At 59.0% G+C, this 23,895-nt stretch carries 24 protein-coding genes; 11 read left to right on the top strand and 13 right to left on the bottom strand.

Features of this window, described 5'->3' with window-relative positions; all coding sequences use genetic code 11:
- Positions 1-324 precede the first annotated feature (324 nt).
- The 5 genes from V3W27_RS26940 to V3W27_RS26920 all read right to left on the bottom strand — a co-directional run bounded on the left by V3W27_RS26940 (position 325) and on the right by V3W27_RS26920 (position 4,038).
- Complete coding sequence (locus V3W27_RS26940) at positions 325-552, bottom strand: hypothetical protein (protein ID WP_330207969.1); 228 nt, start codon at positions 550-552, stop codon at positions 325-327.
- Positions 553-554: 2 nt separating this feature from the next.
- A complete protein-coding gene (locus V3W27_RS26935; RefSeq protein WP_330207968.1) occupies positions 555-1,268 on the bottom strand; it encodes a lipopolysaccharide kinase InaA family protein in 714 nt (237 codons plus the stop codon).
- A 4-nt stretch (positions 1,269-1,272) separates the two neighbouring features.
- The gene (locus V3W27_RS26930; RefSeq protein WP_027612050.1) at positions 1,273-1,941 is read right to left on the bottom strand and encodes a class I SAM-dependent methyltransferase; all 669 of its coding nucleotides are present in this window, start codon (positions 1,939-1,941) and stop codon (positions 1,273-1,275) included.
- A gap of 140 nt (positions 1,942-2,081) precedes the next feature.
- The gene (locus V3W27_RS26925) at positions 2,082-3,365 is read right to left on the bottom strand and encodes a sensor histidine kinase (RefSeq protein ID WP_247268015.1); all 1,284 of its coding nucleotides are present in this window, start codon (positions 3,363-3,365) and stop codon (positions 2,082-2,084) included.
- Positions 3,355-4,038, bottom strand: a complete 684-nt coding sequence (locus V3W27_RS26920) for a response regulator transcription factor (protein ID WP_025111688.1) — start codon at positions 4,036-4,038, stop codon at positions 3,355-3,357. Before V3W27_RS26920 ends, V3W27_RS26925 begins: the two co-directional genes overlap by 11 nt.
- Before the next feature lie 203 nt (positions 4,039-4,241).
- Between V3W27_RS26920 and V3W27_RS26915 the strand changes: the two genes are divergently transcribed.
- Positions 4,242-6,191, top strand: coding sequence for an LTA synthase family protein (locus V3W27_RS26915; protein WP_330207967.1), 1,950 nt, complete (start codon positions 4,242-4,244; stop codon positions 6,189-6,191).
- A 257-nt stretch (positions 6,192-6,448) separates the two neighbouring features.
- On the opposite strand, the gene groL is transcribed toward V3W27_RS26915, so the two are convergent.
- The 4 genes from groL to V3W27_RS26895 form a co-directional block, all read right to left on the bottom strand.
- Positions 6,449-8,095, bottom strand: a complete 1,647-nt coding sequence (groL, locus tag V3W27_RS26910; RefSeq protein ID WP_007964008.1) for a chaperonin GroEL — start codon at positions 8,093-8,095, stop codon at positions 6,449-6,451.
- A gap of 50 nt (positions 8,096-8,145) precedes the next feature.
- On the bottom strand, positions 8,146-8,439 hold the full coding sequence (locus V3W27_RS26905; protein ID WP_007916610.1) for a co-chaperone GroES: 294 nt from the start codon (positions 8,437-8,439) through the stop codon (positions 8,146-8,148).
- Positions 8,440-8,697: 258 nt separating this feature from the next.
- The gene (locus V3W27_RS26900) at positions 8,698-9,174 is read right to left on the bottom strand and encodes an FxsA family protein (protein WP_096795133.1); all 477 of its coding nucleotides are present in this window, start codon (positions 9,172-9,174) and stop codon (positions 8,698-8,700) included.
- Between the two features lie 65 nt (positions 9,175-9,239).
- Complete coding sequence (locus tag V3W27_RS26895) at positions 9,240-9,971, bottom strand: HugZ family pyridoxamine 5'-phosphate oxidase (protein WP_096795134.1); 732 nt, start codon at positions 9,969-9,971, stop codon at positions 9,240-9,242.
- Between the two features lie 164 nt (positions 9,972-10,135).
- Between V3W27_RS26895 and V3W27_RS26890 the strand changes: the two genes are divergently transcribed.
- The gene (locus tag V3W27_RS26890) at positions 10,136-10,894 is read left to right on the top strand and encodes an SDR family oxidoreductase (protein ID WP_136492797.1); all 759 of its coding nucleotides are present in this window, start codon (positions 10,136-10,138) and stop codon (positions 10,892-10,894) included.
- A gap of 129 nt (positions 10,895-11,023) precedes the next feature.
- Here the strand turns inward: V3W27_RS26890 and apbC are convergent, their stop codons facing one another.
- Entirely contained in the window at positions 11,024-12,118 is a 1,095-nt protein-coding gene (gene apbC / locus V3W27_RS26885; RefSeq protein WP_027612056.1) for an iron-sulfur cluster carrier protein ApbC, read from the bottom strand.
- A 342-nt stretch (positions 12,119-12,460) separates the two neighbouring features.
- On the opposite strand from apbC, the gene metG reads away from it, so the two are divergent.
- The 8 genes from metG to V3W27_RS26845 all read left to right on the top strand — a co-directional run bounded on the left by metG (position 12,461) and on the right by V3W27_RS26845 (position 19,497).
- Positions 12,461-14,512 carry a methionine--tRNA ligase gene (gene metG / locus V3W27_RS26880; protein WP_330207966.1) on the top strand — a complete coding sequence of 684 codons (2,052 nt, stop codon included), beginning with the start codon at positions 12,461-12,463 and terminating at the stop codon, positions 14,510-14,512.
- 132 nt (positions 14,513-14,644) lie between these two features.
- Complete coding sequence (locus tag V3W27_RS26875) at positions 14,645-15,214, top strand: electron transport complex protein RnfA (protein ID WP_103367379.1); 570 nt, start codon at positions 14,645-14,647, stop codon at positions 15,212-15,214.
- A complete protein-coding gene (gene rsxB, locus V3W27_RS26870; protein WP_330207965.1) occupies positions 15,211-16,425 on the top strand; it encodes an electron transport complex subunit RsxB in 1,215 nt (404 codons plus the stop codon). Before V3W27_RS26875 ends, rsxB begins: the two co-directional genes overlap by 4 nt.
- Positions 16,412-17,395, top strand: a complete 984-nt coding sequence (locus V3W27_RS26865) for an RnfABCDGE type electron transport complex subunit D (RefSeq protein WP_097086040.1) — start codon at positions 16,412-16,414, stop codon at positions 17,393-17,395. Before rsxB ends, V3W27_RS26865 begins: the two co-directional genes overlap by 14 nt.
- Positions 17,392-17,997, top strand: coding sequence for an RnfABCDGE type electron transport complex subunit G (locus V3W27_RS26860; RefSeq protein ID WP_103367376.1), 606 nt, complete (start codon positions 17,392-17,394; stop codon positions 17,995-17,997). The genes V3W27_RS26865 and V3W27_RS26860 overlap by 4 nt, the downstream gene beginning before the upstream one ends.
- Entirely contained in the window at positions 17,994-18,575 is a 582-nt protein-coding gene (locus V3W27_RS26855) for an Rnf-Nqr domain containing protein (RefSeq protein ID WP_097086044.1), read from the top strand. Before V3W27_RS26860 ends, V3W27_RS26855 begins: the two co-directional genes overlap by 4 nt.
- Positions 18,572-19,210, top strand: a complete 639-nt coding sequence (gene nth / locus V3W27_RS26850) for an endonuclease III (protein ID WP_003227707.1) — start codon at positions 18,572-18,574, stop codon at positions 19,208-19,210. The genes V3W27_RS26855 and nth overlap by 4 nt, the downstream gene beginning before the upstream one ends.
- Before the next feature lie 107 nt (positions 19,211-19,317).
- Entirely contained in the window at positions 19,318-19,497 is a 180-nt protein-coding gene (locus V3W27_RS26845; protein WP_027612063.1) for a PA3496 family putative envelope integrity protein, read from the top strand.
- An 87-nt stretch (positions 19,498-19,584) separates the two neighbouring features.
- Here the strand turns inward: V3W27_RS26845 and V3W27_RS26840 are convergent, their stop codons facing one another.
- Positions 19,585-20,211, bottom strand: a complete 627-nt coding sequence (locus tag V3W27_RS26840) for a response regulator transcription factor (protein ID WP_003227711.1) — start codon at positions 20,209-20,211, stop codon at positions 19,585-19,587.
- A 505-nt stretch (positions 20,212-20,716) separates the two neighbouring features.
- Here V3W27_RS26840 and V3W27_RS26835 point away from each other — a divergent pair.
- On the top strand, positions 20,717-21,421 hold the full coding sequence (locus V3W27_RS26835) for a hypothetical protein (protein ID WP_330207964.1): 705 nt from the start codon (positions 20,717-20,719) through the stop codon (positions 21,419-21,421).
- Between the two features lie 150 nt (positions 21,422-21,571).
- On the opposite strand, the gene V3W27_RS26830 is transcribed toward V3W27_RS26835, so the two are convergent.
- Together V3W27_RS26830 and V3W27_RS26825 are read right to left on the bottom strand one after the other, a co-directional pair.
- Entirely contained in the window at positions 21,572-22,789 is a 1,218-nt protein-coding gene (locus V3W27_RS26830; protein WP_027612065.1) for an argininosuccinate synthase, read from the bottom strand.
- Positions 22,790-22,918: 129 nt separating this feature from the next.
- Positions 22,919-23,827, bottom strand: coding sequence for a flagellar protein MotY (locus tag V3W27_RS26825; protein ID WP_096795143.1), 909 nt, complete (start codon positions 23,825-23,827; stop codon positions 22,919-22,921).
- Between the last annotated feature and the right edge of the window lie 68 nt (positions 23,828-23,895).

Raw genomic sequence — 23,895 nt, 5'->3', positions numbered from 1 at the left:
AGGTCAGTCAGCAGCAATGCTGAATGTGCCGGCCCCTTCGTGAGCAAGCCCACTCCCACCCTTGATCGCGGCCAGCCCCCCAAATCCTTCATCCACCACAGTCCCCTGTGGCAGCGGGCTTGCTCGCGAAAGCGTCAGGTCAGTCAACAGCAGTGCTGAATGTGCCGGCCCCTTCGTGAGCAAGCCCACTCCCATCCTTGATCGCAACCAGCCACAAACCTGCCATCCATCGCCGATCCCACAGGTGAATGGTGTGATCCCTGGAACACGCGCAATAAAAAAGGCCTCGCATCTGCGAGGCCTTTCATTTTGGCTTCAATCGGTTCAACTCTGTGGCCTCATCCCTTGAGAAAGTCCGAACATGAACAGCAACAAATCATGGTCAGGTTTAGTGGCCACGGCGGCTTTCGCCACCCGTGGTACTGCGCAGTGAGCATCGCCTGTGGTAGCACCGATCACCTGCATGCGGGGCTGCTCCCAGGCCGCCACCGCCAATGAAGCAACTGCCAAGGCTCCAACCAAAAACAAACCTCGTGCAATTTCGAGTTTCATCGCTATAAACCTTTGATAGCGCTGCCAAACGCCGTCTCATAAAAGTAGACGAGTTTTTTCCAGTCCGTGTCGCTGAACGACGAATGGCGACGCAATTGCTTCATGTCATGGGAGGCCGCGCGATAAGCGGTCAGACGCTGACGGCATTTCTCCAGATCGATCAATGCCACTTCGACCTGAGCCGAATCACCTTCGCCGGTCACCCGTACAAAAACGTGTTTGATGTAGATACAGCTGTGCTGCCAACGGCCCTTGTGCATGCGCGCGAGGTTTTCGGCCAGGTCTTTGAGGACGCGCTCGTAAACCGCTTCGCCATATTGGGCACGGCCACCGGCGGCTTCCCACTTCTCGAGTTCGTCGAAACCGTCCAGCGACTTGGTCACCAGCAGCGCACGCCACTTGTGTTGCGGATCGGGCTGCGCACCGCAGAAGACGATTTGCGGGACGCGTACGCCGAGGCGGCTGACACCGGTCAGGGCATCCAGCTCTCGCAAGACTGTCGGCCGGCCGAAAGGATGCAGCCAACTGCGATAGATATGTCCGGTCTGGCGCTTGGCATACAGTAACTGGCCGTCACGGCCCACGACTCGTTGCACACCACTTTCCCCGCCACGGCGCACGTTGGGTTCTTCCACCCATTCACCGCGCTGGTTCCAGTAGTAGTCGAAGCGATCCTGGGGAGCGACTTCCGTTTCTGCTGCTGTTTGCACCGCCATCCTGTTACCTCTTGCGTAATACGTAAACCCGCCACATGGCATAGAGCGGAATGAAGTCCAGTTGTTCCTGAATGCGAAAACCTGCGTCTTCGAACTCTTTTTCTACTGTCACAGCCGGTAACACAAACCGGTTTTGGTAACCTTCCTGCCCACGGCGCTGTTCAGCGCGTTTGCGTTTCCAGGCCTTGAAATTACCGTCCACCCACAACGAAATGATTACGCTGTCACGGGTGACACGCTCGAATTCGCGCAAAATCGTCCGCCGATGTTCGGCTTCACCGATGTGATGCAGCAAACGCATGCAGAAAATGCTGTCGACGGCGTTATCCGGCAAGGCAATATCGAACGCTGACGTGTGCAAAGGTTGTACCCGTTTCACCACGTCAGCCGGCTGCGCCTGCATCGCGGTCTTGATCATAGACTCGGAATTGTCCGCGCCAATGATCACCCGATTGGGTTTTTCCGCCAGCAACGGCCAGAAACGCCCTGCACCACACGGCAGATCCAGAACCAGCCCCGGCTCGCCCGCCAGTGTCAGTGCCTTGCGGGCCAGTTGCTCGTCCCGCCAATGTGACAACCGACGACCGAGACCGTCCTGGTGCTTGCGCAAATATTTTTGTGCATGCTGGTCATCATACTTTTCGGAAAAATCGAGCTTGATCGGACTGCTCATTTCAGGACTCCTGAATAACTGATGCCCCTACCATAGGTAGTGGCATGTCAGCGTCAGGTCGTCCCTTTGTGAAAATTACGTCAGGTAAACCGGCAAACTATTACAGGGTTTTACAGGGAGAAAGCAATAGCGCGGGGCCATCAGCGACCGTCAGCACGGCCCAGCGTCACCTCAAAGCGGCAGCCATTGGGCTGCATGGTGCTCAATGTCACCTCCCAGCCCTGGTTTTCACAGATCCGCTGCACCAGCGACAAGCCCAGGCCCAGGCCTTCGCCGCGCTTCTCATTGCCGCGCACGAAGGGCTGGAACATGGCCTCGCGTTTTTCCTCGGGAATGCCGACGCCCGAGTCCTCGACGACGAATCCATTGTCGTTGAGCGTCAGGCGGATGAATCCGTGCTCGGTGTAGTGGCAGGCGTTGCGCAACAAATTGCCCATGACCGCGCTGAGCAGAGTCGCGTTGAAGCGAGTGTCCGGCGGATTGCCCGGCTCGAACATCAGCCGCAGCCCTTTCGATTCGATCGGTTCACGCCAGATACTCAACAAGCCATCGGCCACCTGACTGATGTTCTGCTGCGGCGCCGAACCGGCGTCTTCACGCTGGGCGCGGGCGAGCATCAGAAAGGTCTGCACCAGTTCACGCATTTCTTCGCTGGCGCGGGCGATGCGCTCGACCTGGGCACGACCGCGTTGATCCAGCCCCGGATTTTCCAGCAGCAGTTCACAGGAACTCGCCAGCACCATTAACGGTGTGCGCAGCTCGTGGCTGACGTCACTGGTGAACAGCCGCTCCCGAGTCAGTGCCTGACGCAGGCGCCCCAGCGTGGCATCGAACGCCACCGCCAGTTCGCCGACTTCGTCAGCCGCATAGTCCGGCGCCAGTGGCGGCGCCAGACCGAGCAACTGATCGCGATGCCGTACTTGCCGTGCCAGGCGCACCACCGGCGCCATGACCTTGCGCGCCAGCACCCAGCCGAGGAATACCGCCAGCGCCAGACTGAGCACAAAGCCCACCAGCACCACGGCGAACAGCACGCGTTCACGTTCTTCGAAATCGCTTTGATCCTGCAGCAGCACGTAGCGGCGACCGTCGACGATCTCGACCATCGCGTGATACGACAGCTGCTCGCGGAACACTTCGTGGAACCCCGCATCGAGGTGACGCAGATCCTTGGGCAGCTCGAAATCACCCGGTCCGCCGCTGAAATAGAACAACTGGTCCGGTTCCGGGCGATGGCTCCAGTCCGAGACGTTGTCCATCAGCAGCAGACGCTGCAGGTCGCCGCCCAGCCCCGCCGAAATCAGTTTCTCCTCCACCAGGTGCACGGTCGCCACGATGCCCATGGCGAAGGCCCCGGCCACCAGCGCACTCATCAGCGCAAAGGCGATGATGATCCGCTGGGAAAGGCTTTGCTTAAACTCCATCACGCCCCTCGGCCAGGCGGTAACCCACGCCGTGCACGGTTTGCAGCAACGGTTTGGCAAATGGCTTGTCGATCACCTGACGCAATTGGTGGACGTGGCTGCGCAGGCTGTCGCTGTCCGGGCAGTCATCGCCCCACAGCGCTTCTTCGAGAATTTCCCGGCGCAGGACATGCGGGCTCTTCTGCATCAAGACCGCCAGCAGCTTGAGGCCGACCGGGTTGAGCTTGAGCAGCTTGCCCTCGCGGGTCACTTCCAGCGTGTCGAGATCGTAGGTCAGGTCACCCACCTGCAGCGCACGGCGTCCGCCACCCTGAGTCCGGCGCATCACCGCCTCGACCCGAGCCGCCAGCTCGGACAGAGCAAACGGTTTGACCAGGTAATCATCAGCCCCGGACTTGAAGCCCTGCAGGCGGTCGTCCAGTTGATCGCGGGCGGTGAGCATGATCACCGGCGTGTCACGTCGGGCATCTTCACGCAGGCGCTTGCACAGGGTGTAGCCGTCGATCCCCGGCAGCATGATATCGAGCACGATCAGGTCGTAATGCTCGGTGGCAGCCAGATGCAGGCCCGACAAGCCGTCCTGGGCACAATCGACGGTATAGCCTTTGAGCCCCAGGTAATCGGCCAGGTTGGCCAGGATATCGCGGTTGTCTTCGACCAATAGAATTCGCATTGGCATCTCCTCCGTACACAGTGACGGCCGTCATGGCCCGCGCAGCTTAAGGCCAACGCCGTTTCAGGGCTAGGGCCGACAGGCGTGCAAATCAATTTGCCCAGGCAAATTAAATGTTTAACAAAGTTTTCACTATCGATTCACAACCTGACTACAGTGACGCCGCGAAACTCGCGCGCCATTGATATAAGGAAAACTAGACAATGGCCCCTCTCAAGACCGCGCCCGTGCGCTTTCTGCTGCTCATCACCAGCGCCTGGCTGGTCATCTTTCTTCTGACTCGAGCGGTACTGCTGCTGACTCACCTGGATGAGGCCGGCGGCTTCGCCCTGTCGGTGTTCGGCATCGGCGCGCTGTACGACCTCGGTTTCCTGGCCTATGCGGCATTGCCGATGGGCTTGTACCTGCTGCTCTGCCCGCCGGGGCTCTGGCGGCGTCGCGGACATCGCGGGTTTCTGCGCGCCCTGCTGACCATCAGCCTGTTCGCCATGCTGTTCGTGGCGGTGGCTGAATGGCTGTTCTGGGACGAGTTCGGCGTGCGCTTCAACTTCATCGCCGTCGATTACCTGGTGTACTCGGACGAAGTGCTGAACAACGTCCTCGAGTCGTACCCGATCGGCAAACTGCTGAGCCTCCTCGGCGTGCTGGCCGTGGTGATCAGCTTTGCCTTGGGCAAGCCGTTCAATGCTGCCATGAATGCCCCGCTGCCAGCGCTGCGCGGACGTCTGCTCAGTGCCTTGGGCCTGTTGATCGTCGCGGGTCTGAGCCTGCAACTGCTCAGCCAGGACGCCCCGCGTGCCCAGGGCGGCAACGCCTACCAGAACGAACTGGCCAGCAACGGCCCGTATCAGTTCTTCGCCGCGTTCCGTAACAATGAACTGGACTACACCCAGTTCTACAAGAGCCTGCCGGCGGAAAAAGTCGCCAGCCAGATCCGCGCCGAGCTGAGCGAAAGCGACGCGCGCTTCATTGGCAAGGATCCACAGGACATTCGCCGGGTGATCGACAACCCGGGCACCCCGCGCAAGCCAAACATTGTGCTGGTGACCATCGAAAGCCTCAGCGCCAAGTACCTGGGCAGCAATGGCGACGGTCGCAACCTGACGCCAAACCTCGACGCGTTGCGCAAGCAGAGCCTGTATTTCAATAACTTCTACGCCACCGGCACCCGCACCGATCGCGGTCTGGAAGCGATCACCCTGGCCATCCCGCCGACGCCGGGCCGCTCGATCGTCAAACGCATCGGCCGTGAAAGCGGTTTCGCCAGCCTTGGCCAGCAACTGAGCGCGGTGGGTTACGACAGCGTGTTCGTCTACGGCGGCCGCGGCTACTTCGACAACATGAACGCGTTCTTCAGCGGCAACGGCTATCGTGTCGTCGACCAAAGCAGCGTCGATGAAGCCGAGATCCACTTCAAGAACGCCTGGGGCATGGCCGACGAAGATCTGTATCGTCAGACCCTGAAACTGGCGGATGCCGACTACGCCAAACAGCAGCCGTTTCTGCTGCAACTAATGACCACCTCCAACCATCGCCCTTACACCTACCCCGACAACCGGATCGACATCAAATCCGGCAACGGCCGTGATGGTGCGGTGAAGTACACCGACTATGCGATTGGTCAGTTCCTGGAGCAGGCGCGGCAAAAGCCGTGGTTCGACAATACGATCTTCATCTTCGTCGCCGACCACACCGCGGGCAGCGCCGGTAAAGAAGACTTGCCGATCGCCAACTATCAGATCCCGCTGTTCATCTACGCGCCGAAAATGATCGAAGCCCGCGAGAGCGCGCAACTGGCCAGCCAGATCGACCTGGCGCCGACACTGCTGGGCTTGCTCAACCTGGATTACACCTCGACGTTCTTTGGTCGCAACCTGTTGCAGGACAACCCGCTGCCACCGCGCGTGGTGGTCGGCAACTATCAGCACCTGGGTCTGTTCGATGGCAAGGATCTGGCGATCCTCAGCCCGCGCCAGGGCTTGCGCCGGCATGACGATGCGTTGACCGAGAGCCGTGAATCGCGAGTTACCAGCGACGATCCGCTGGTCAGTCGGGCCATTGCGTATTACCAGGCGGCCAGTTATGGCTTCAAACAGCAGTTGTTGAGCTGGAAGCCGGCGAAGGACAGCACTGTCCAGGTCAGCGAACAGTAACCGTCAATAGAAACGCCCCGGGCTGATGCACCGGGGCTTTTTTTGCGCAACCGGTTATCACAGGAAATCCAGAACCCAATGTGGGAGCGAGCCTGCTCGCGAATGCTGTGCATGCGTAACAGCTGTAGTGACGGGGTGATTGCTTTCGCGAGCAGGCTCGCTCCCACAGGGGACGGTGTGAAGCTTGAAATCCGGGCAATAAAAAACCCCGCCTGCTCATCGCAGGCGGGGTTTTTCGTTACAGGGCTAAGGCTGGCTTACATCATGCCGCCCATGCCACCCATGCCGCCCATGTCTGGCATACCGCCGCCAGCCGAGCCTTCTTTCTTCGGTGCATCAGCAACAGCTGCTTCGGTGGTCAGGATCAGACCGCCGATCGAGGCTGCAGCTTGCAGAGCGGAACGGGTTACCTTGGTTGGGTCCAGGATGCCCATTTCGATCATGTCGCCGTATTCGCCCGAAGCAGCGTTGTAACCGAAGTTACCTTTGCCGTTCTTCACTTCGTTGACGACTACGCTTGGCTCGTCACCGGAGTTGGCAGCGATCTGGCGCAGCGGCGCTTCAACAGCACGACGCAGTACAGCGATACCGACGTTCTGGTCAGCGTTGTCGCCGGTCAGTTCGGTCAGGGCTTCCAGAGCACGGATCAGCGCAACGCCACCGCCAGGTACCACGCCTTCTTCAACGGCTGCACGGGTTGCGTGCAGGGCGTCTTCAACGCGGGCCTTCTTCTCTTTCATTTCAACTTCGGAACCAGCGCCAACCTTGATCACTGCAACGCCGCCGGACAGCTTGGCCAGACGCTCTTGCAGTTTTTCACGGTCGTAGTCCGAGGAAGTTTCGGCAACCTGGGCGCGGATCTGAGCGATACGGGCTTCGATGTCGCCTTGTACGCCAGCACCGTCAACGATGATGGTGTTTTCCTTGGACAGGGTCACGCGCTTGGCGTTACCCAGGTGCTCCAGGGTGGTGCTTTCCAGGCTCAGGCCGATCTCTTCGGAGATCACGGTACCGCCGGTCAGAACGGCGATGTCCTGCAGCATGGCCTTGCGACGGTCGCCGAAGCCTGGAGCCTTGACGGCTGCAACCTTGACGATGCCACGCATGTTGTTCACGACCAGAGTCGCCAGGGCTTCGCCTTCAACGTCTTCGGCAACGATCAGCAGTGGACGGCCGGCTTTGGCAACGGCTTCCAGCACTGGCAGCATTTCGCGGATGTTCGAGATCTTTTTGTCGACCAGCAGGATCAGCGGGCCGTCGAGCTCGGCAACCATGGTGTCCGGCTTGTTGACGAAGTACGGGGACAGGTAGCCACGGTCGAACTGCATGCCTTCTACAACCGACAGTTCGTTTTCCAGGCCCGAGCCTTCTTCAACGGTGATCACGCCTTCTTTACCGACTTTTTCCATGGCTTCGGCAATGATGTCGCCGATGGAGTTGTCGGAGTTGGCGGAGATGGTACCTACCTGAGCGATAGCCTTGGTGTCAGCGCATGGCTTGGACAGGGCTTTCAGCTCTTTGACGATCGCGATGGTCGCTTTGTCGATACCGCGCTTCAGGTCCATCGGGTTCATGCCGGCAGCGACGGCTTTCAGGCCTTCGTTGACGATCGACTGAGCCAGAACGGTCGCAGTGGTAGTACCGTCACCAGCGTCATCGTTGGCACGGGAGGCAACGTCTTTGACCAGCTGCGCGCCCATGTTTTCGAAGCGATCTTCGAGTTCGATTTCCTTGGCGACGGAAACGCCGTCCTTGGTGATGGTCGGAGCGCCGAAGCTCTTCTCGAGGATCACGTTACGGCCTTTCGGGCCCAGGGTCGCTTTTACCGCGTCAGCCAGAACGTTGACGCCTTTGAGCATCTTGGAGCGAGCGGCATCGCCGAACTTAACTTCTTTAGCAGCCATGATCGATATTCCTTAAATACTTTGTAGTAACGGGAAAATGAACGGGGGTATCAGCCTTCGATAACAGCGAGGATTTCGTTCTCGCTCATTACCAGCAGGTCTTCGCCGTCGACTTTCACAGTGTTGCTGCCGGAGTAAGGACCGAACACAACCTTGTCGCCTTCCTTCACGGACAGTGCACGCACTTCACCGTTTTCCAGAGCCTTGCCCGGGCCTACAGCGAGAATCACACCGTGGTTGGCTTTTTCAGCAGCCGAACCTGGCAGGACGATACCGCCAGCGGTTTTCTTTTCTTCTTCGCTGCGACGGATGACGACGCGGTCATGCAGAGGACGAAGCTTCATTGTCGATCTCTCCTAATTGTGGTTTTCATCGGCCGGTGTAGTCCCGGCGGGTTTAACAAATCCGGCCTGCGCCGGTTGCGGTTCGTCGAGCAAACCGCGGAAGTCTGTCCGGCTTGAATGCCGGAAACCTTTCGGTGACCGATACATAAGGGCGCATAAGCTTATTACAAGGGCGGGGGCAGAAAATTTTTCATCAATTGCCCCTTGAATGCCGCGCATAAACAAACGGCACCCGAAGGTGCCGTGTCGAAGCAGGGGTTACTTGCTGTCGCGATGTTCGAACTCGCCTTCGATCACATCACCCTCGCGGCCCAGAGGCTGCCGCGGTGCAGGACCGCCACGGGGTTGCAGGTCGTCGGCGAAGGCCCGCTGACGAATTGCCTGTTCTTCGGCGCGCTGGCGCATCTTGTTCGCCAGCAGGCGACGGGTAAACGGCAGCAGCATCACCAGACCGACCACGTCGCTGATGAAGCCCGGCAGGATCAACAGGCCACCGGCCAAGGCTAGCATCAAGCCTTCAAGCATGGTCTGTGCGGGCAACTCACCGCGATTCAGGCTTTCACGGGCACGCAGTGCCGTGGCCAGACCGGCGACGCGCAGTACGAACACACCGAACATCGAGCCGAGAATGATCAGCAGCAGGGCCGGGAAAAACCCGATCGCCCCTGCCACTTTGACGAATACGAACAGCTCCAACACCGGAAACAGCAGAAAGAGCAACAAAAAAGGGCGCATCAAAGATTCCTCAACGCAAGAAATGCCTTGCAGTAAGCCTTAGATGACGTCGCCCTTTCGTGAATTCAAGCGTCAGCCACCGCATTTTTTGGCCAGACCTCGGCGTGAGCCAGAGAAACCAAGGCTTCGCGCACTTGTATCGGCGTATGACAAGGCGCTGGAAACGGCAGCCAATACAGTGCCTGACCGATACGCAAGTGCATGCCTTCGCTGTCGATTCCGGCCAGTTGCGCCGGTACGGTTTTCGGCAACCCGCTGAGCTCCACGTAGTGGGCGATGGCTTTGGCGTGATCGCTGTTCATGTGCTCGACCATGCTGATTTCCGCCTTGCCGGCAAACGGGTTGGCCAGGGTTACTTGATCGACCCAGTGAATCGCACCGAAACCACCGATGTAGCGGTGACGCACCGGGTTGAGCACCCAGAAATCAAAGTCGTGGGCCTTGTGGTAGTTCTGCGAGTCGGGGAAATACCGGTAATAACGCTCGGCGGCGGCCTCGATGGCCGCCGGGTCTTCGAGCTTCTGCGCTTCGGCCAGATAGGTCAGGCGACCAACGGCCTGCACGTCGTCGGCTTCGCGCTCACCTACCAGCAGCGAACATTTCGGATCTTTCTGCAGGTTGTGGGTGTGCTGGGCGATGCGGCTGATCAGGATCAGCGGGCGGCCCTGCTCATCCAGGCAATACGGCACCACTGAGCCAAACGGGAAACCGGGCATCGATTTGGAGTGGGTGGACAATACGCCACGGTATTCCTTGAGAAGCAATTCTCGGGCATTCTTGGCCGCTTCAACGCTCAATTTATGACTCCTTATATAGAATCCGTCGAAAAAACGGACAGGCGCCTGGGGATAAGTCCCGGTCACGCCATCGGGCAATGCTCATGTGCAATCTGGCCATAACCGGTACGGATCGAGCGTCGCCAATAACAAAAAACACTCAGACCGGCTATCGGGGTATGCGAATGCAACTCAACGACAAAGTAATCATTATCACCGGCGGTTGCCAGGGTTTGGGCCGTTCCATGGCCGAGTATTTCGCCGGCAAAGGCGCGAAGCTCGCGCTGGTCGACCTCAATCAGGAAAAACTCGACGACGCAGTAGCAGCCTGCAAGGCCAAGGGCGTCGAGGCGCGCAGCTATCTGTGCAACGTGGCCATTGAAGAACAGGTTGAGCACATGGTCGCGCAGGTTGCCGAAGATTTCGGCGCGATCCATGGCCTGATCAACAACGCCGGGATCCTGCGTGACGGCCTGCTGCTCAAGGTCAAGGACGGCGAAATGACCAAGATGAGTCTGGCCCAGTGGCAGGCGGTAATCGACGTCAACCTGACCGGCGTGTTCCTGTGCACCCGTGAAGTGGCGGCGAAAATGGTCGAGCTGAAGAACAGCGGCGCGATCATCAATATTTCTTCGATCTCCCGTGCCGGTAACGTCGGCCAGACCAACTACTCTGCCGCCAAGGCTGGCGTGGCCGCAGCCACTGTGACCTGGGCCAAGGAGCTGGCGCGCTACGGCATTCGCGTGGCAGGCATTGCGCCGGGCTTCATCGAAACCGAGATGACCCTGGGCATGAAGCCGGAAGCGTTGGAGAAGATGACTTCGGGGATTCCGCTCAAGCGCATGGGCAAGCCGGAAGAGATCGCCCATTCGGCGGCGTACATCTTCGAGAACGACTACTACACCGGGCGGATTCTGGAGATGGATGGCGGCTTGCGGATCTGACTGCCAACACAAAACCAAATGTGGGAGCGAGCCTGCTCGCGAAAGCGGTGGATCAAACAACTCATCGGTTGAATGACACGCCGTATTCGCGAGCAGGCTCACTCCCACATTAGATTGTGTTTCTGCTTATCAATCGTCACTGATGCTGATATTAGGCATCGCCGGCGTTGCCGCTTCCTGCAACACAATGCGCGCGCCGACGTGGCGGGCCAGTTCCTGATAGACCATGGCAATCTGGCTGTCCGGTTCGGCGATCACCGTTGGCTTGCCGCCATCGGCCTGCTCGCGGATCAGCATCGACAGCGGCAGCGAGGCCAGCAGTTCGACGCCGTATTGGGTCGCCAGCTTTTCGCCACCGCCCTCACCGAACAGATGCTCGGCATGTCCGCAGTTCGAGCAGATGTGCACCGCCATGTTTTCCACCACACCCAGCACCGGAATGTTGACCTTGCGGAACATTTCCACGCCTTTGCGCGCGTCCAGCAACGCCAGATCCTGCGGGGTAGTGACGATCACCGCACCGGCCACCGGGACTTTTTGCGCCAGGGTCAGCTGGATGTCGCCGGTGCCTGGCGGCATGTCGATGACCAGATAATCCAGGTCGCCCCACGCGGTTTGCGTAACCAGTTGCAGCAGTGCGCCGGAGACCATCGGCCCGCGCCAGACCATCGGCGTGTTGTCGTCGGTCAGGAACGCCATCGACATGACTTCGACACCGTGGGCCTTGAGCGGCACGAACCACTTCTGATCCTTGACCTCGGGGCGGGTGCGCTCGGGGATGCCGAACATGATGCCCTGGCTCGGGCCATAGATGTCGGCGTCGAGAATCCCCACCTTGGCGCCTTCGCGGGCCAGCGCCAGCGCGAGGTTGGCCGCCGTGGTCGACTTGCCCACACCGCCCTTGCCCGAAGCCACGGCGACCACGTTCTTGACGTTGGCCAGCCCCGGGATCTGCGCCTGGGCCTTGTGCGCGGCAATCACGCTGTTGACCTCGACCTTGGCGATCGTCACGCCATCGAGGTTTTCGATGGCCAGCTGCAGCAACTGTGCCCAGCCGCTCTTGAACAGACCGGCGGCGTAGCCGATTTCCAGCTGCACATTGACGCGATCACCGACGATCTCGATGTGCTTCACGCAACCGGCGCTGACCGGGTCCTGGTTCAGGTAGGGGTCGGTGTATTGGCTGAGGACGGCTTCCACCGCTGCGCGAGTGACGGCACTCATGGGCAACTCCGATAACAAGACTGGGAAAAGATGGCGGGTATCGTACCCCGCAGATTGATTTGTGGTCAGGCGATTTATGCTTTGACTCGACTTTGTGGCGAGGGAGCTTGCTCCCGCTCGACTGCGCAGCAGGCGCAATCAGGCTTAGCAGGTCTATCCGACATTACCGGGATGGGGCGGCTTCGCCACCCAGCGGGAGCAAGCTCCCTCGCCACAATGTATTGCAGTCAGTCCATCCGGTTATTGCAGTGGCCGCATCCGGAAACAGGTGCACAGGGTGAAAAATATGCGCCAGCGCTTTATAGTGGCCGACCTCCGTTTCATCAAGTAGCGAAGCCCCACATGTCCGAACCACGCAAGATCCTCGTCACCAGCGCCCTGCCCTACGCCAACGGTTCGATCCACCTTGGCCATATGCTGGAATACATCCAGACCGATATGTGGGTGCGCTTCCAGAAGCATCGCGGCAATCAATGCATCTATGTCTGCGCCGACGACGCCCACGGTTCGGCGATCATGCTGCGCGCGGAAAAGGAAGGCATCACCCCGGAACAACTGATCGCCAACGTGCAGGCTGAACACAGCGCCGACTTTGCCGAGTTCCTGGTGGATTTCGACAATTTCCACTCCACTCACGCCGAAGAAAACCGTGAGCTGTCGAGCCAGATCTACCTGAAGCTGCGCGACGCAGGGCACATTGCCCAGCGCTCGATCACTCAGTATTTCGACCCGGAAAAGAAAATGTTCCTGGCCGACCGCTTCATCAAGGGCACCTGCCCGAAATGCGGCACCGAAGACCAGTACGGCGACAACTGCGAAAAATGCGGTGCGACCTACGCGCCGACCGATCTGAAAGATCCGAAGTCGGCGATCTCCGGCGCCACTCCGGTGCTCAAGGATTCCCAGCACTTCTTCTTCAAGCTGCCGGATTTCCAGCAGATGCTGCAGACCTGGACCCGCAGCGGCACCCTGCAGGACGCCGTCGCCAACAAGATCGCCGAGTGGCTGGACGCCGGTCTGCAGCAGTGGGACATCTCCCGCGATGCGCCGTACTTCGGTTTCGAGATCCCGGGCGAGCCGGGCAAGTACTTCTACGTGTGGCTGGACGCGCCGATCGGCTACATGGCCAGCTTCAAGAACCTGTGCAACCGCACGCCGGAACTGGACTTCGACGCGTTCTGGGGCATGGACTCGACCGCCGAGCTGTACCACTTCATCGGCAAGGACATCGTCAACTTCCACGCCCTGTTCTGGCCTGCCATGCTCGAAGGCGCCGGTTTCCGCAAGCCGACCGGGATCAATGTGCACGGCTACCTGACCGTCAACGGCCAGAAGATGTCCAAGTCCCGTGGCACTTTCATCAAGGCCCGTACCTACCTGGATCACCTGTCGCCGGAATACCTGCGTTACTACTACGCGGCCAAATTGGGCCGTGGTGTCGATGACCTCGATCTGAACCTCGAAGACTTCGTGCAGAAGGTCAACTCCGACCTGGTCGGCAAAGTGGTCAACATCGCCAGCCGTTGCGCCGGTTTCATCCACAAGGGCAACGGCGGCCTGCTGGTCGACAACAACGCTGCGCCAGAGCTGACCGAAGCGTTCCTCGCTGCGGCGCCAAGCATTGCCGACGCCTATGAAGCCCGCGACTTTGCCCGCGCCATGCGTGAAACCATGGCCCTGGCCGACCGCGCCAACGCCTGGATCGCCGACAAGGCCCCATGGTCGTTGAACAAGCAAGAAGGCAAGCAGGATGAAGTCCAGGCGATCTGCGCCACTGGCATCAACCTGTTCCGCCAACTGGTGATCTTCCTCAAACCGGTGCTGCCGCTGCTGGCCGCCGACGCCGAGGCATTCCTCAACGTCGCCCCGCTGACCTGGAACGACCACACCACGCTGCTGGCCAACCATCAGCTCAATGAATTCAAGCCGTTGATGACCCGCATCGACCCGGTGAAAGTGCAAGCCATGACCGACGCCTCGAAAGAAGACCTGACCGCCAGCCAGACCGACACTGGCGCTGCCGCGCCTGCGGGCAACGGCGAACTGGCCAAGGATCCGCTGTCGCCGGAAATCGACTTCGACACCTTTGCTGCTGTCGACCTGCGCGTGGCTTTGATCGTCAAGGCTGAACACGTGGAAGGTGCGGACAAGCTGCTGCGCCTGACGCTGGACATCGGTGACGAGCAGCGCAACGTGTTCTCCGGGATCAAGAGCGCTTACCCGGACCCGTCGAAACTCGACGGTCGCCTGACCATGATGATCGCCAACCTCAAGCCGCGGAAAATGAAGTTCGGCATCTCCGAAGGCATGGTGATGGCCGCCGGCCCTGGCGGTGAAGAAATCTACCTGCTGAGCCCGGACAGCGGCGCCAAGCCGGGTCAACGCATCAAGTAAGACCCAGCGCTGAAACGATCCCACAGGCATGTTCTGCAGGCCTGTGGGATTTTTCATATCTGGCCCACCCATCGCGGGTGCCGGATAATGCCTAACCTTAAGTGACACCCGCCCGTTGCTGCCGGCAGAACCATGACCGAACTTGCACTTACGCTGATCAGTGCCGCCCTGCTCAACAACTTCGTGTTGCACTGGCCGCTGGGTGTCGATCCGCTGCTGGCCGGCAGTCGGCGCCAAGTGCATGCGCTGGGGTTGGCGACGGCGTGCCTGATGCTGAGCGTCGGCTTCATCGGGTACGTGCTCTGGCACTGGCTGCTGGTGCCGCTGCAACTGCAGGCACTGCAGCTGTTTGTATTCTTGCCGCTCAGCGTGCTGCTGATCGCGCCGCTGCTGAAGCTGTTGGCTCGTGCGCTGCCAGACTGGCCGTTCGACGGACTGTGGCCGCTATTGCTGGGTAATGCCGGCGTACTGGGGCTGGCCTTGATCAACGCGCAAAATGATCGCGGCCTGCTGCAAGCAACAGCGCTGAGCATCGGCGCCGGGCTGGGTTTCTGGCTGGTGCTGAGCCTGTTCAGCGACTTGCGTGAACGCACGGCGGACAACGACATACCCCTGCCCTTTCGCGGCTTGCCGATCGACCTGATCGGCGCCGGACTGATCGCAGTGATTTTTCTCGGATTCAGTGGACTGATCAAAACATGAGTCTGATTCAACTCATCGATGCCCTCCTGCCGCAGACCCAATGCGGCAAATGCGGCCACCCCGGGTGCAAGCCCTATGCGCAAGGCATCGTCGATGGCGAACCGATCAACAAGTGCCCGCCCGGCGGTGACGAAACCGTCGCCGCCCTGGCTGAACTGTTGAACGTGCCGGTGCTGGAACTGGACGTCAGCCGTGGCTCGGCACCGCCACAAGTGGCGTACATCCGCGAGGCCGAGTGCATCGGCTGCACCAAGTGCATCCAGGCCTGCCCGATCGACGCCATCGTCGGCGCGGCGAAACTGATGCACACCGTACTGATTGACGAATGCACCGGTTGCGACCTGTGCGTGGCGCCGTGCCCGGTAGACTGCATCGAGATGCATCCACTGCCGCTCGGCACCTTGCCGGTGGTCGGTGGCCTGGCTTCCAGCCTTGAAGAACTGCGCGCACGCGCGGCCAAACGCGATCATGCGCGCCAGCGTTTTGAACGCCGCAATGCCCGCCTGCAGCGCGAAGAACAGCGGAAACAGGCTGAACGCGAAGCCCGGGCGCAGCGTGCAGCGCAACCGGCGGTGGTTACTCTCGATCCGGTGCAGGCGGCTCTGGAACGGGTGCGCGCGCAGAAAGCCGCAACCGCCGACGCGGCATTGAAGAAAGCCAAAATCGATGTCGCCATGAGTCGCGCGCAATTGCACAAATCGCTAAAAGCCTTCGGCCATCCACCGACCTTCGAACAGCAATCGCAACTGATCGTGTTGCAACAGCAGTTTGAAGCCGCCGAACAGGTGTTGGCGAAACTCGAAAGCTCTGCCCCCAGCGCTCCGATAATCCCCGCTCCGGCCCCGGCGAAAGACGCCGACCTGAAACGGGCGAAAATCCAGTTGGCCATGCGGCGCGCCGAATTGAAAAAGGCCCAGACCGCCGAAGCGCCAGCCGAGCAAATTGCCACGCTGGAACAGGCATTGCGTGACGCCGAGCAAGCCCTTCAAGCCGCCGAGACGGCGAGCGAGCAGCCTGCGCCTGACCTGATGCGGGTGGAAAAGCGCCCGATCGACAATCAGCTCCGCCAGTTGAAAACCGAACTGGCCTACGCCCGCGCCGACCTGAACAAACTCGAACGCCGCGCCGACACGCCGGGCGAAGTCCTCGACAAGGCCCGCGCTCGCCTGCAGGCCGCCGAGCGTCAGGTGCAAGATCATGTCGCCCCGTGAAGCACCGGATGATCGCCTGCAACAGGCGATGAAGCGGGTGCTGCTGGCCACGCTGCCGGGGCTGTTGGCGTTGTTCTGGTTCTACGGCTGGGGCGTGTTGATCAACCTGATCCTGGCGGCGAGCACCGCGCTGCTGATCGAGGCTGGCGTCGCCCGCCTGCGCCGACAACCACTGCAACCAACGTTCAGCGATGGCAGCGCACTGGTCAGCGCGACACTGCTGGCCGCCGCCATGCCACCTTATTGCCCATGGTGGCTGACAGTTACGGCGGTGGCTTCGGGCCTGCTGTTCGGCAAACATTTATACGGTGGCATCGGCAAGAATCCGTTCAATCCGGCCATGCTCGGTTTCGCCCTGGCGATGCTGCTGTTCCCGCAGCCAATGACCCACTGGCCGGCGCATGGCATGAGTCTGCAGGCCGCTTTTGCACAGGTCCTGAATCTGGGCCAGGCTCCGGATGCCTGGGTTCAGGCCACCGCGCTGGACAGCCTGCGCATCAACAAAAGTCTGACCATGGATGAATTGTTCGCGGCCAATCCGGCATTCGGCCGTTTCGGTGGACGCGGCGTGGAGTGGATCAATCTGGCGTTTCTCGCCGGTGGACTGTTTTTATTGCAGCGCCGGGTGATTGCCTGGCAAGCGCCAGTTGGCATGCTGGCCAGCCTGTTTTTCGTCAGCCTGCTCTGCTGGAACGGTTCGGGTTCGGATTCCCACGGCTCGCCGCTGTTTCATCTGCTGAGCGGCGCGACCATGCTCGGTGCGTTTTTCATCATTACCGAACCAGTATCCGGCGCCAAAAGTTCGCTGGCCCGACTGCTGTTCGGCGTGGGTGTCGGCTTGCTGACCTACCTGATCCGCACCTGGGGCGGCTACCCGGACGGTGTCGCGTTTGCCGTGTTGCTGATGAATCTGTGTGTACCGGCTCTGGAACGTTTTGCCGCTGCCCGCCAGACGCAGGTGCAATCATGAGCCGCGCAGCTGCTTTCGTGGCGCTTGTGCTGCTGGCCGGTGCCGGTCTCGGCCTGACCTATGTCGTGCAGCGCGCCAGTGCGCCGCAGATTGCCAGCGAGCAACGCCTGCTCGACAGCCGCAAATTGCTGGATCTGATCGCGCCCGATGCCTACGACAATCAGCCGCTGGAGCAGCCGCTGGCGCTGACTGATACAACGTTGAGCCACAGCACGCTGCTGGCAGGTTATCGCGCAAGCAAATCCGGTCAGCCGGTGGCAGTGTTGTTGCGCACCCAGACCGAGGGCTATGCCGGCGCTATCGAACTGCTGATCGCCATCGATGCCAACGGCAGACTGCTGGGGGTAAAAACCCTGCGGCACAACGAAACCCCGGCGCTCGGCGGACTTATCGGCGACTGGCCGAACCACTGGCTGGCGACATTTACCGGCAAGTCGCGCAACGCACCTGACGACGCAGGCTGGGCGCTGAAAAAAGATCAGGGACAGTTCGATCAACTGGCCGGGGCAACCGTCACTTCCCGGGCCACCGTCAATGCCATTCATGACGCCCTGCGTTACTTTGATGAGCACCGCGCAACCTTGCTGGGGAGCGGATCATGATCCGGCCAACGAATCTGACAAACACGTTGATGTTGATGCTGCTGCTTGGCACCAGTGCGACCTTGGCTGGCGCGCTGGGCATGCTGTTGATGTCGGGCGTTGTGGTGGTGGTTTACGGCGCATGCATCGGCCCGCTGCGCTCGCGGTTGTCTGGCAACAACCTGATGCTGGCCAGTCTGCTGCTGGCCGCCACCCTGACCAGTTGCGCCAATATCCTCGCGCAGCGCTGGGCGTTGCAGTGGCAACAGTCAATCGGAATCTATGCCGGGCTGATCGCCTTGCAATGCGTAGTGCTGGAATACAATGGATTCTTTCGTCAGGCATTTGGCCTGCGCCTGACGTTTTTTGGCCTGTCGAGCGGGCTGCTACTGGCGCTGGCGGTACTGCGTGAACTGTTCGGTCAGGGCCACATCGGCCGTGGCCTGTCGGAACACTGGCAAGGCCTGGTTCTGTTCAGCGACGGGCTGCACTTGCTCACCCTGGTTCCCGGCGCCTTTATCGTGCTCGGACTACTGCTCGCCGCCCGCCAGGCCTGGACCCGCTCGACCGCTCTCTCCAAGGAAACACATCACCCATGAATGCCGCCAAACGTCTGGAAATTTTCCGCAGACTTCATGAAGACAATCCCGAGCCGAAGACCGAGCTGGCCTATTCCTCACCGTTCGAGTTGTTGATCGCGGTCATTCTTTCGGCGCAGTCAACCGACGTCGGCGTCAACAAGGCTACGGCCAAACTGTTCCCGGTGGCCAATACCCCGGCGGCGATCCACGCGCTGGGCGTCGAAGGGCTGTCCGAATACATCAAGACCATCGGCCTCTATAACAGCAAAGCGAAAAACGTGATCGAGACCTGTCGCATGCTGGTCGAGTTGCACAATGGCGAAGTCCCGCAGACGCGTGAAGAACTGGAAGCGCTGCCCGGCGTCGGTCGCAAGACGGCCAACGTGGTCCTCAATACCGCTTTTCGCCAGTTGACCATGGCGGTCGACACGCACATTTTTCGCGTGAGCAACCGCACCGGCATTGCCCCGGGTAAAAATGTGGTTGAAGTGGAAAAGAAGCTGATGAAGTTTGTGCCAAAAGACTACCTGCTAGACTCCCACCACTGGCTGATTCTGCACGGTCGCTATGTGTGCCTGGCGCGCAAGCCACGCTGTGGCAGCTGCCGCATCGAAGATTTGTGTGAGTACAAACACAAAACCTCGGACGATTGATTGGCTATTGGAATAATTGATTCTTCGATTGAAAAAATCTTTTTTACCCGCAGCAGGAATATCGATATAAGGGGCGCCAAAGGCAGTCTTAGCCTGGAGTTCACCTTATGACTGACAGCAAAGAACAACTGGACGTAGATGAAGATTTTACCGTTGTGGATACCGACGACGCCGAACCGGTGGTCGAGGTCGCCAAGACCAATCTGAGTAAACGTCGCACCATCGATAACCTGCTTGAGGAGCGCCGACTGCAAAAGCAGTTGGCCGATTACGACTTTGATCTCTGACACTTGAAAGCCTCCCGAACCGGAGGCTTTTTACTTTCTGCTGAATCCGACACTGAGCGGCCCATGCCCCGTCGGTATTCCTGATCATCAGACCAGTCCGTTGCGTTGTGCCAATTCAATCAGATCCACCAGCGAGCGGGCATTGAGCTTCAATAACAGACGGGTCTTGTAAGTGCTGACCGTCTTGTTGCTGAGAAACATGCCGTCGGCGATTTCCTTGTTGGTCTTGCCACGCGCCAATTGCTGCAACACCATCATTTCCCGCCCGGAGAGGCGATCCACCATATCGGCCTCACTGGCATTACCAAGACTGGTACGCACGGTGTGCAGGGCCTGGTTTGGAAAATAGCTGTAGCCGGACAGTACCGCTTTGATCGCACTCAGCAACTCAGTCAAATCCTGTTGCTTACATACATACCCCGCAGCACCTGACTGCATGCAGCGCATTGAAAAATGACCCGGTGCCTGGGAGGTCAACACCAGTACTTTCAACGGCATGGGTGTCGAGTTCAGACGCGCAATAACTTCAAGACCATCGAGTTTCGGTATTCCAATATCCAGAATAACGATATCCGGCATCTGTTCACGCGCAAGTTGCAAAGCATCCACACCATTATCCGTTTCTGCAATGACTTCGTAGCCATGACGCTCCATCAGCATACGCACAGCAAGACGAATGACGGGATGATCATCCACGATCAGCACTTTATTCATGGGCAAGTCCAGTTTCGCTGTTCGAATTTTTAGAGCACGCACAATAGCCCAGTCACTTCTGACATGGCACAAGAGAGTTTCATTGCAATCCCAGCAAAAGACATTCCCTACAGCAAATAAAGATTATTCCTACAAAAAAACCCATACAGGCGATTTTCAAATGGGACGACGCATCTCCTGGCCTTCACATCGACGCGAAAAACATGACGTCCTGAACACCACGCGAACTGTTCTTTCGAGGCAGACGGCTCAGCGAGCGGCTGAAAAAACGCGATAATCCATTGACTGCACATCGCTACGCAGCGCCAGCCCCGGCAGCTTATAAGTTTAAATAAACAACGTGAAAACAATCAAAAACCCTTTGATAGATCAACATCTGAAACAAGATACTTCTATCCAAACGTTATCATTTAATATAAAAATTATCTCGACCAGCAAGTTGCAACACCCCATACAAAACAACTCAACATACGTATTGGAAACACACAATTAATGAGCACCTTCCATGATAAAAATCAGAAGAAAAATTACCAATCCCATGACTGTAATTGCGATATTTGCATTTATTTCCGAATCGTCGGCTGCCATTTCCTTACCCTTTCTTGATAACGCCGAAAGAGAAGTCTACATCTGGTTCCTGATCAGCTTTCCGTTTTACTTGCTATTGCTATTCTTTTTAACGCTGAACTTCAACTACCGTTCGCTCTATGCGCCCTCGGACTTCGATAAGGACGACAGTTTTCTAAAAAGTTTCGAGGAGTTGAAACAGCCCGAGCTCCACTCCTGTTCGCCTCCAGCAAGAGCGTCTGTGGTAGGCGAAGTATCAGCTGCCAACGGATTGGAGTGGACGTTGTCTGTACATAGCGTTGACCTCAGGCAACTCCCTCCTTGCAGCGCTGGCGAATCCTGCCCGGAGCGACCGTGGATTGAGCACAACATTCAGCTGCCTAAATCCATCGGCACATTGTGCGCCATAGACGTACGTCGGTTGAGTAGCGCACAGGCGTTCAATGCGCTGGCAGAACACTTTCCGCATCTTGGCAAACACTCAGCCAAGGCAGTGATATTTTTGACCGACTCTGCGTGCGACGTTTTGCTCAAGCAAATTATCCCGACTCTTATCAAACAGTCGAAAAAAAGCGGAGGCGCCAAACTTCTCGTTGCTTACAACGTAAGCACACAAACCACCACGGTTTTGAGAGGAGCATGAGCGTAGAGTAGATGCCTGAAGTGGACATTCAAGAAAATGCTGGAGTTGGCGGCAATGACCAAAGCTCTGGATTAACGTCAGACAAACACAGAAAAGAAAATGGCGGCATTGTCATTGAGACAAGCCGCCATTTTTACAACCCTGCAAGGCTTAGAACAGCTTGCGGCCTTTGTTGGCAGCAATGCGCATGCGCAGCGCGTTGAGCTTGATGAAGCCCGCCGCGTCCGCCTGGTTGTAGGCGCCGCCGTCTTCTTCGAAGGTCGCGATATTGGCGTCGAACAGCGAATCGTCGGACTTGCGGCCGGTAACGATCACGTTACCCTTGTACAGTTTCAGGCGAACCACACCGTTCACGTTGACCTGCGAAGCATCGATCATCTGTTGCAGCATCAGACGCTCCGGGCTCCACCAGTAACCGGTGTAGATCAGGCTGGCGTATTTCGGCATCAGCTCGTCTTTGAGGTGAGCGACTTCGCGGTCCAGGGTGATCGATTCAATGGCGCGGTGCGCGCGCAGCATGATCGTGCCGCCCGGGGTTTCGTAGCAGCCACGGGACTTCATGCCCACGTAACGGTTTTCAACGATGTCCAGACGACCGATACCGTGAGCGCCACCGATCTTGTTCAGCGTTGCCAGTACGGTGGCCGGAGTCATTTCGACGCCGTCCAGCGCGACGATGTCGCCGTTGCGGTAGGTCAGTTCCAGGTATTGCGGGGTGTCGGGAGCCTTCTCCGGGGAGACGGTCCAGCGCCACATGTCTTCTTCGTGCTCGGTCCAGGTGTCTTCCAGCACGCCGCCTTCATAGGAGATGTGCAGCAGGTTGGCGTCCATCGAGTACGGGGACTTCTTCTTGCCATGACGCTCGATCGGGATCGCGTGCTTCTCGGCGTAGTCCATCAGCTTCTCGCGGGACAGCAGGTCCCACTCGCGCCAAGGGGCAATCACTTTAACGCCAGGCTTGAGTGCGTAGGCACCCAGTTCGAAACGCACCTGGTCGTTGCCCTTGCCGGTGGCACCATGGGAAATGGCATCGGCGCCGGTTTCGTTGGCGATTTCGATCAGGCGTTTGGCGATCAGCGGACGTGCGATGGAAGTACCCAGCAGGTACTCGCCTTCGTAAACGGTGTTGGCGCGGAACATCGGGAACACGAAGTCACGCACGAATTCTTCGCGCAGGTCGTCGATGTAGATTTCTTTGACGCCCATGGCCTGAGCCTTGGCGCGAGCCGGCTCGACCTCTTCGCCCTGACCCAGGTCAGCGGTGAAGGTCACCACTTCACAGTTATAAGTATCCTGCAGCCACTTGAGGATCACCGAAGTGTCCAGGCCGCCGGAATACGCCAGAACGACCTTGTTTACGTCCGCCATGCCATCACTCCACGGGGTTCTACGGAAAGCCGAGGAGTCTACCGCTCAAATCCGATAATTTACAGAGGCGCGACAGCTTAAGACGACAAAGCGACAGAATCTGTCGACAGCGCGACGATGACCGACGGGTCAGGAAGTCGCCGCAGCGTTGGCAGGTGTGCTGGCTTGCGGTGCTGGCGCGGTAGTCGGCGCGACTCGCGCGAGCTTCACGCTGACGCGACGATTCTTCGCCCGGTTGGCCGCATTGTTGTTCGGCACCAGCGGGTATTGCTCGCCGTGGAAACGCACGGTGATCTGCGATTCGGCGATGCCGTTGGCCTTGAAAAAGTCGACCACCGCCAGCGCGCGACGACGCGACAGCTCACGATTGGTCAGACGATTACCGCTATTGTCGGAGTAGCCATCGAGTTCGATGTGATTGACCGTCGGATCGGCCTTCATGAACTCGAGCATCACCTGCAGCTTGGCTTTGGCGGCGGCATCCAGATCGGTGCCTTCGCCGGGGAAGCCGATCTGCGATTGCTTCACCTGATCGAAATTCTGCGGCAGCAATTTCGCCACACACGTCTGGTAATCATTGAACGCTTTGCTGAACTTCACCGGCAGCAGACGCACTTCCGAAACCCGGCCATCGCCGGACGCACGGCGCACCACCGGACTGCGACCGTCCAGCAAGCCACTGATCAGCCCCCCGGCCTGTGATTGCGAACTGTTGAACAGCACATTGCCGGTGCCGATCCTGACGCTGCCCAGATTAATGTCGTTGCGCCCCGGCTGCCATGGCGCTGCCGCCGCGAGCAAGGTCGCCGAACCGCCGCCGAGCATGGCGTTGTAGGCATTCAGGCGGAATATCGCCTGCTCGCCGGCTTTGCGCACGAACTGGCCCGAGCCGAAATCGGTGATCGGCTGGGTCAGGCGGCACTCGAACTTGTCGCCCTCGACCGTCCACTCAATGTTCTCCAGACGCGTCTGGTAGGTCAGCGCCATCGCGGGGAGGCTGGCGAACACACTGAGCAAGGCTAAATATCGCTGGCGCACGGGAGGCTCCATTGGCTTCTGTAACACAAAGACCGATTCACACTATGTTTACGGCATACCTACGGGAT

The organism is Pseudomonas sp. AM14(2022), assembly GCF_036346455.1.
Classification (GTDB): Bacteria; Pseudomonadota; Gammaproteobacteria; order Pseudomonadales; family Pseudomonadaceae; genus Aquipseudomonas; species Aquipseudomonas putida_A.
This window is presented reverse-complemented; position numbering and strand designations above follow the sequence as displayed.